This is a genomic window from Nocardioides marmoraquaticus (assembly GCF_054777915.1).
In genome coordinates, this window is the sequence record NZ_BAAHAA010000044.1 from 1 (window position 1) to 7149 (window position 7149).

9 protein-coding genes are annotated in these 7149 nt (G+C 73.8%); 8 read left to right on the forward strand and 1 reads right to left on the reverse strand.

The window, feature by feature from the left end:
- The 4 genes from ACYU8I_RS18650 to ftsY all read left to right on the forward strand — a co-directional run.
- The coding region (locus ACYU8I_RS18650) for an AAA family ATPase (protein ID WP_460843803.1) at nucleotides 1-1112 on the forward strand (1112 nt) is incomplete at its 5' end.
- 10 nt (nucleotides 1113-1122) lie between these two features.
- A complete protein-coding gene (locus tag ACYU8I_RS18655; protein WP_460843806.1) occupies nucleotides 1123-1578 on the forward strand; it encodes an acyl-CoA thioesterase in 456 nt (151 codons plus the stop codon).
- A 95-nt stretch (nucleotides 1579-1673) separates the two neighbouring features.
- Nucleotides 1674-1880 carry a hypothetical protein gene (locus ACYU8I_RS18660; protein ID WP_460843808.1) on the forward strand — a complete coding sequence of 69 codons (207 nt, stop codon included), beginning with the start codon at nucleotides 1674-1676 and terminating at the stop codon, nucleotides 1878-1880.
- Nucleotides 1881-1931: 51 nt separating this feature from the next.
- Nucleotides 1932-3086, forward strand: a complete 1155-nt coding sequence (gene ftsY / locus ACYU8I_RS18665) for a signal recognition particle-docking protein FtsY (RefSeq protein WP_460843809.1) — start codon at nucleotides 1932-1934, stop codon at nucleotides 3084-3086.
- A 24-nt stretch (nucleotides 3087-3110) separates the two neighbouring features.
- On the opposite strand, the gene ACYU8I_RS18670 is transcribed toward ftsY, so the two are convergent.
- Nucleotides 3111-3902 (reverse strand): TetR/AcrR family transcriptional regulator, encoded by a 792-nt coding sequence (locus tag ACYU8I_RS18670; RefSeq protein WP_460843811.1) that lies wholly within the window; start codon nucleotides 3900-3902, stop codon nucleotides 3111-3113.
- Between the two features lie 231 nt (nucleotides 3903-4133).
- Here ACYU8I_RS18670 and ACYU8I_RS18675 point away from each other — a divergent pair, with 231 nt between their 5' ends.
- The 4 genes from ACYU8I_RS18675 to ACYU8I_RS18690 all read left to right on the forward strand — a co-directional run.
- Nucleotides 4134-5489 carry an ammonium transporter gene (locus tag ACYU8I_RS18675; protein ID WP_460843813.1) on the forward strand — a complete coding sequence of 452 codons (1356 nt, stop codon included), beginning with the start codon at nucleotides 4134-4136 and terminating at the stop codon, nucleotides 5487-5489.
- Entirely contained in the window at nucleotides 5486-5824 is a 339-nt protein-coding gene (locus ACYU8I_RS18680) for a P-II family nitrogen regulator (protein ID WP_460843816.1), read from the forward strand. Before ACYU8I_RS18675 ends, ACYU8I_RS18680 begins: the two co-directional genes overlap by 4 nt.
- A 199-nt stretch (nucleotides 5825-6023) precedes the next feature.
- Nucleotides 6024-6362 (forward strand): P-II family nitrogen regulator, encoded by a 339-nt coding sequence (locus ACYU8I_RS18685; protein WP_460843818.1) that lies wholly within the window; start codon nucleotides 6024-6026, stop codon nucleotides 6360-6362.
- Nucleotides 6363-6367: 5 nt separating this feature from the next.
- A partial coding sequence (locus tag ACYU8I_RS18690) for a nucleotidyltransferase domain-containing protein (RefSeq protein ID WP_460843821.1) occupies nucleotides 6368-7149 on the forward strand: 782 nt, incomplete at its 3' end.

Here is a 7149-nt window from a genome sequence, read left to right on the forward strand (position 1 = left end):
GCCTGCGTCGTGCCGCCCGCCAGGAGCGCGAGGCCCGCGCCCAGGCGCTGGCCCGCCGCGAGAAGCTGCTCGCCGAGGGCCGGCGCGGCGAGCTGGTCGCGCGGGCCGCCGCAGCAGTGCTCGAGCGCCTCGAGCGGTCGCTCGCGGTGGCGGCGGAGCGTCGTACCGAGGTCGAGCAGGCGCGTGCGGGCCGCGAGACCGCGCTGCGCGAGACCCGCACGGCGCTGCGCGACCTCGGCCGGGCGCTCGACGAGCTGGTCAGCGAGAGCCACCGCGACGAGATGGCCCGCGCCCAGCAGAAGATGCGTCTCGAGCAGCTCCAGGAGCGCGCCCTCGAGGAGCTGGGCCTCGACCCCGACGCCCTGGTCGCCGAGTACGGCCCCGACCAGCTGGTGCCCTTCGTCGGCCCCGTCGGCGACGGCGAGGAGGCCCCCGACCCCACGGCGTACGACCGCACCGAGCAGACCGCCCGGCTCAAGCTCGCCGAGCGTGCCCTGGCCCAGCTCGGTCGGATCAACCCGCTGGCGCTGGAGGAGTTCTCGGCGCTCGAGGAGCGCCACAAGTTCCTCACCGAGCAGCTCGAGGACCTCCGCACCACGCGGGGCGACCTGCTCGACATCGTGCGCGAGGTCGACGCCCGCGTCGAGCAGGTCTTCACCGAGGCCTACGCCGACGTGCAGCGCGCCTTCGACGCCACCTTCGCCCGGCTCTTCCCCGGCGGCGAGGGCCGGCTGGTGCTGACCGACCCCGGCGACATGCTCACCACCGGCGTCGAGGTCGAGGCGCGGCCGCCCGGCAAGAAGGTCAAGCGGCTCTCGCTGCTCTCGGGTGGTGAGCGCTCGCTGGTGGCGGTCGCGTTCCTGGTCGCGCTCTTCAAGGCCCGGCCGTCGCCGTTCTACATCCTCGACGAGGTCGAGGCCGCGCTCGACGACACCAACCTCGGCCGGCTGCTCGACATCTACGAGGAGCTCCGCGAGAGCTCGCAGCTGCTCGTGATCACCCACCAGAAGCGCACCATGGAGGTCGGCGACGCCCTCTACGGCGTGACGATGCGCGGCGACGGCGTGACCACGGTCATCAGCCAGCGGCTGCGCGAGCCGGCCTCCGCATGAGGGCCGCCTGATGGCCGAGCGCCCCCCGCGCCCCACCCGGGCCGACTACGCCGTCTGGCGCACCGCCACGACGCGCTGGGCCGACGTCGACGTCTACGGCCACATGAACAACGCGCGCTACTTCGAGCTCATCGACACCGCGGTCAACGCCCACCTCGCCGAGGCCAGCGGCACCGACATCCGCACCCTGCCCGCCGTCGGCGTGGTGGCCGAGGTGTCGTGCCGCTACTTCGCCGAGGTCGGCTACCCCGAGCCCGTCGAGCTCGGCCTCGCCGTCGAGCGGTTGGGCTCGTCGTCGGTGACCTACCGGATCGGGCTCTTCCAGGGCGAGGGCCCGGACGCCAACGCCGAGGGCCGCTTCGTCCACGTCTACGTCGACAACACCGGCGCCGGTCGGGAGGTCCGCCCCGTCCCCGACGAGGTGCGGTCGGTGGTCGAGGTGCTGGTCCCTCCCGGTCTGTCCTAACCTGGGGCGCGTCGCTCGCTCCAGATCCGGGTACGCCGCCCCTGTCGCTCGGCGACACCTTCCCCCGTCAGTCCCTGTCGTCCCAGGAGTCCCCCATGGGTGCCCTCGTGGTCGTGCTGCTGCTCGCCCTGGCCGCCGCCGCCGTCGTCATCGTGTACGCCGCCTACCCCTACCGCGGCGAGGAGGTCCCGGGCGCGCCCGGTCTCGGCCGCGCCCTGCGCCGGGGCGTCGAGTCGCTGCCCACCGTGGCGCCCCACATCGAGCGCGCCGACCGGCCGGTCGAGGAGTCCAGCCGCCGCTGACCGACCCACCTGCCGACCGGGCCGCCCAGCGCGGTTTGGTTGGATCGGGTCATGACCGGTGTGACCCTGTACGTCGTCCTCGGCGTCGCCCTGCTGCTCGTCGGCGTCGTCGTCGGCCTCGTCGCCTTCGTCAACGGCCGCAAGCAGCCGAAGGCGCCGCCCGAGGCGCCCACCGAGGCGCCGCGCGGCGGTGTCATCACCGAACCGCCGCCGACCGAGGCGCCGCCGGAGACCGTCGAGGCGCCGCCCGCGCCGGTCGAGGAGCAGGCGCCGGTCCTGGAGCGTCCGGAGGGCACGGCCGGCCGGCTGGTCCGGCTGCGCCAGCGGCTCGCGCGCTCGCAGGGTGGCTTCGGTCGCGGCCTGCTCGCGCTGCTGTCGCGCGACCGGCTCGACGAGGACACCTGGGAGGAGCTCGAGGACACCCTCATCACCGCCGACGTCGGCGTCGGCCCCACCCAGGAGCTGGTCGAGAAGCTGCGCACCCGGCTGCGGGTCGAGGGCGCCGCGGCCGACCCCCGCACGGTCCTGCGCGAGGAGCTGCTGGCGCTGGTCGACCCCACCATGGACCGCCGCATCGCGGTCACCGGCGCCGACGGCAAGCCGGGCGTCGTGCTCGTCGTGGGCGTCAACGGCGCCGGCAAGACCACGTCGGTGGGCAAGCTCGCGCGCGTCCTGGTCGCCCAGGACAAGTCGGTCGTGCTCGGCGCGGCCGACACCTTCCGCGCCGCGGCCACCGAGCAGCTGACCACGTGGGGCGAGCGCGTCGGCGTCGACGTCGTCAGCGGTCCCGAGGGCGGTGACCCGGCGAGCGTGGCCTTCGACGCCGTGCGCACCGGGGTCGAGCAGCAGGCCGACGTCGTCGTCGTCGACACCGCGGGCCGGCTGCAGAACAAGGCCGGGCTGATGGACGAGCTCGGCAAGGTCAAGCGGGTCGTGGAGAAGCAGGCGGCCGTCACCGAGGTGCTGCTGGTCCTCGACGCCACGACGGGCCAGAACGGCCTGGTCCAGGCCCGGGTCTTCCGCGAGGCGGTCGACGTCAGCGGCATCGTGCTGACCAAGCTCGACGGCTCCGCCAAGGGCGGCATCGTGGTGGCGGTCCAGCGCGAGCTGGGCGTGCCGGTCAAGCTGGTCGGCGTCGGGGAGGGGGCCGACGACCTGGCGCCGTTCGACCCCGCGACCTTCGTCGAGGCCCTGCTGAGCGACTGAGAGCGGCGGCCGACCGGGTGGTCCTCAGCTGCTGATGCCGCGGACCACGAGGTCCACCAGCGCGTCGACCTCGTCGGGGCTCGGGGTGTCGTTGCCCATCACGGTCGCGAGCACGACCAGGCCCGAGAGCAGCTTGACCAGCAGCTCGACCGGCACGTCGACGTCGAGCTCGCCGCGCTGCTTGGCGCGGTCGAAGATGACCTGGGCGTTGCGCTCGGAGCGGTCGTGGGCGGCGCGGTAGAGCGCAGCCATGCGGTCGTCGCGCATCGACTCCTTGACCAGCGTGCGGAGGTAGTCGGCGCCGGCCGCGGAGCGGGCGAAGCCCAGCTGTGCGCGGTAGGCCTCGGCGAGGTCGCCGCGCAGGGTGCCGGTGTCGGGCACCGGCATCTCGTCGTTGTAGAGCCGCTCCATGGCCGCCACCGCGAGGTCCTCCTTGCGGGCCCAGCGGCGGTAGACGGTGGCCTTGCCGACACCGGCGGTGGCGGCGACCTCGTCGACCGTCATGGCGTCGAACCCGCGGAGCAGGATGAGCGACGACGCGGCGGCCAGGATGCGGCCGTCGGCGTGGGGGTCGCGCGGCCGCCCGCGCTTGCGCCGCACGGGTGCCACGGGCGGGTCGGCCAGCTGACCGGCCAGCTGGTCCGCGAGCGAGCCGGCCAGCGCGACCGCGTCGGCGTACGTCGTCACGGCCGGCGGCGGTGCGGTGGGGGTCGCTCCCGGCGCGCGGTCGACCTGCGGGTCGACGAACCCCGGGAGCACCTCCGGGAGCCCGGCGCCGGCGAGGGCGTCGGGTGCGTCGGTCAGGCTGGCTTCCACTCTGCAAGGTTAGGTGCGGCGACGTACTTTAAGATGCTTTTGTCCGAATCGACGATTGTCACGTCGCCGTAACGCGCCCCGCCCAGCCGTCACACGCACGAAACACGACGCTGCCGTCGGTGAAACCTCGTGCACGGAGAGTGTCCGCCAACCGGCCCCCTCCGTGGTCGCGACGACGCCGTCGCGCCTGCGCCGGGCCCGACGGTCACTCTCACCACTCATGGAGGTCCCATGGACACCGGCGACACCGCCTGGGTCCTGACGTCGGCGGCTCTCGTGCTGCTCATGACGCCAGGTCTCGCACTCTTCTACGGCGGCATGGTCCGCGCCAAGAGCGTGCTCAACATGATGATGATGAGCTTCAGCGCGCTGGCTCTCATCACCGTGCTCTGGACGCTCTACGGCTTCTCGATCGCCTTCGGCGACGACATCGGGGGCGGCCTGCTCGGCGACCCGACGCAGTTCTTCGGCCTGGCCGGCGTCTTCGGCACCGAGGGCATAGACAACGGCTTCGCGGCGAGCAACCTCGTCTTCACCGTCCCGCTGGCCGCCTTCGTCGGCTTCCAGGCGGTCTTCGCGATCATCACCGTCGCGCTGATCTCCGGCTCGATCGCCGACCGCGCCAAGTTCGGCCCGTGGCTGGTCTTCTCGGCCATCTGGGCGACGCTGGTCTACTTCCCGGTGGCCCACTGGGTGTTCTCCTTCGACGGCGCGGTCTCCGAGACCGGCGGCTGGATCGCCAACACCCTGCTGGCCGTCGACTTCGCCGGTGGCACCGCGGTGCACATCAACGCCGGCGCCGCGGGCCTCGCCCTGGCCTTCGTGCTCGGCAAGCGGGTCGGCTGGAAGCGCGACCCGATGCGGCCGCACAACCTGCCGCTCGTCATGGTCGGCGCGGGCCTGCTGTGGTTCGGCTGGTTCGGCTTCAACGCCGGCTCGGCGCTGTCGGCCAACGGCCAGGCGGCCGAGGTCTTCGTCACCACCATCGTCGCCACCGCCGCCGCCGTCCTCGGCTGGCTTGCCGTCGAGAAGCTCCGCGACGGCCACGCCACCTCGCTGGGTGCCGCCTCCGGCGTGGTCGCCGGCCTCGTCGCCATCACGCCGTCCTGCACCGCGGTCTCGCCGCTGGGCGCCATCGCCATCGGCGCCATCGCCGGCGTGCTCTGCGCCCTCGCCGTCGGCCTGAAGTACCGCTTCAACGTCGACGACTCCCTCGACGTGGTCGGCGTGCACCTCGTCGGCGGCCTCTGGGGCACCATCGCCGTCGGGTTCTTCGGCACCGCCTCGGCCACCGCCGGCATCGACGGCCTCTTCTACGGCGGCGGCGTCGACCAGCTGTGGCGCCAGACGGTGGGCGCGCTGGTCGTGCTCGCCTACTCGTTCGTGGTGACGCTCGTGATCGGCTTCGCGATCCAGAAGACCATCGGCTTCCGCCTCGACGCGGAGGACGAGGTCGAGGGCATCGACTCGGTCGAGCACTCCGAGACGGCGTACGAGTTCGTGTCGCGCTCCGGAGGTGTGCTCTCGGCCCCGTCGCCGAGCGCTCGCGCCCAGGCCGACGCCGAGGCGAAGGGGGTCAGCGCATGAAGCTCGTGACCGCGGTCATCAAGCCGCACAAGTGGGAAGAGGTCCGCTCGGCGCTCGAGGCCTTCGGCGTCACCGGCATGACCGTCAGCGAGGTCAGCGGCTACGGCCGGCAGAAGGGCCACACCGAGGTCTACCGGGGCGCGGAGTACGACATCGCGCTGGTGCCGAAGATCCGCGTGGAGATCCTCGTCGAGGACGCCGACGTCGAGGACGTCAGCGGGATCGTCGTCAAGGCGGCGCAGACCGGCCGGATCGGCGACGGCAAGGTCTGGGTCTCCCCGGTCGATTCGGTGGTCCGGGTCCGCACCGGCGACCGCGACGAGGCCGCGATCTGAACCACCGGTCTGTGGTCCGCAGACCCGGTCCGCGCGTCGCCTGCTGCGCGGCGCGCGGACCGACCACGACGCCCGTGACGGCGCCGGGCCCCTGCCCGGTGCCGCCGCGGGCGTCGCGGCGTACCCGCGCCGGCCCTCACCTGGCAGGCTGCGCGGGGACAGCTCGAGACCAGGGCACACCCAGAGGAGGATCCGGGCGATGAAGCTCGTCACCGCGGTGGTCAAGCCGCACACGTGGGAGGCCGTGCGAGCGGCCCTCGAGGCCGTCGGCGTCACCGGCATGACGGTCAGCGAGGTCAGCGGCTACGGCCGCCAGAAGGGTCACACCGAGGTCTACCGGGGCGCCGAGTACGACGTCTCGCTGGTCTCCAAGCTGCGCGTCGAGGTCGTCCTCGACGACGCCCGGGTCGAGCCCGTGGTCGACGCCCTCGTGGGCGCGGCCCGCACCGGTCGCATCGGCGACGGCAAGGTCTGGGTCGCGCCGGTCGAGGCGGTCGTGCGGGTCCGCACGGGCGAGCGCGACGCCGAGGCGCTGTAGGGACCGTGACCGCCACCGAGCGGGCCGAGCGCGCGCGGGCGGCCGACGAGCTGTGCGCGACGGCGTTCGCCAAGGCGGAGTGTCCGTCCCAGGGCGTCGCGCTGGTCGCGGTCGGTGGCTACGGCCGGGGCGAGCTCGCCCCCTTCAGCGACCTCGACGTGGTGCTGGTGCACGACGCCGACGTCGAGGTGGGGGAGTGGGCCGGGCTGGTCTGGTACCCGCTGTGGGACTCCGGTGCGGCGGTCGACCACGCCGTGCGCACCGTCGAGGAGGTGCTCGAGCAGGCCTCCGCCGACCTCCGGGTCGCGACCGGCATGCTCGACTGCCGTCACCTCGCCGGCGACGCCCACCTGACGTTGCGGCTGCGCACCGCGGTGCTGACGCAGTGGCGTCGTGACGCCCGGCTGCGCCTGGCCGAGCTGCAGCACCTCGTCGCCGAGCGGCGCCGCGAGCACCCCGAGCTGGCGCACGCCTCCGTGCCCGACCTCAAGCAGTCCACCGGCGGGCTGCGCGACGCCACGCTGCTGCGCGCCCTGGTCGCCAGCTGGCTCGTCGACGTGCCCCACGCCGACGTCGAGCGCACCCGTCTCGGGCTGCTCGACGTGCGCGACGCGCTCCAGACCGTGGCGGGCCGCGCCACCGACCGCGTGGTGCCCGAGTACTGGCCCGACCTCGCCACCGCGCTCGACCTGCCCGACGGCGACGCCGCCCAGCGCCACCTGCGCGGCCTGGCCCGACGGCTCGCCCACCTCGCCGGCCTGGCGTGGCGCCGCGCCGACGCCGCCCG